The sequence below is a fragment of the Nocardioides sp. Root240 genome, assembly GCF_001428825.1.
Lineage (GTDB): Bacteria > Actinomycetota > Actinomycetes > Propionibacteriales > Nocardioidaceae > Nocardioides.
On record NZ_LMIT01000009.1, the window covers coordinates 91,694 to 92,102 of the forward strand.

General features: G+C 71.1%; 1 pseudogene. It reads left to right on the forward strand.

Features of this window, described 5'->3' with window-relative positions:
• Nucleotides 1–409, forward strand: a pseudogene (locus ASE20_RS25255) (hypothetical protein); the annotation flags it as partial.

The following is a 409-nucleotide window of genomic DNA, read 5'->3' on the forward strand; positions in this document are numbered from 1 at the left end:
ACGCGAAGCCCACAACCTGGGTCAGCTCGGCGACGACTCGTCGCTCGACGTCCGCCGCTCCAAGGCCGCAGGGGTGATCGCGCGTCGTGACCTGATGCTCGACCTTGACATCGACGACCGGACCGAGCCGGGCCGCAAGGTCACGCTCAACCTCCACATCACCGACACCACCCTGACCGGTGCCAACCCGGTCGGACGCTGCGAGGAGACCCGGACCCCGGTCAGCGCCGAGCAGATCCGCGAGTGGCTCCAGGCCCCCGGCACGAGCGTCATCGTGCGGCCGGTGATCGACCTGGCCGACTGCATCCCCGTGACCGCCTACGAGATCCCCGACCGCCACCGGCGCCGGGTCGAGCTCCGCGACCACACCTGCCGCTTCCCCCACTGCACCCGCCCAGCGAAGCGCTGC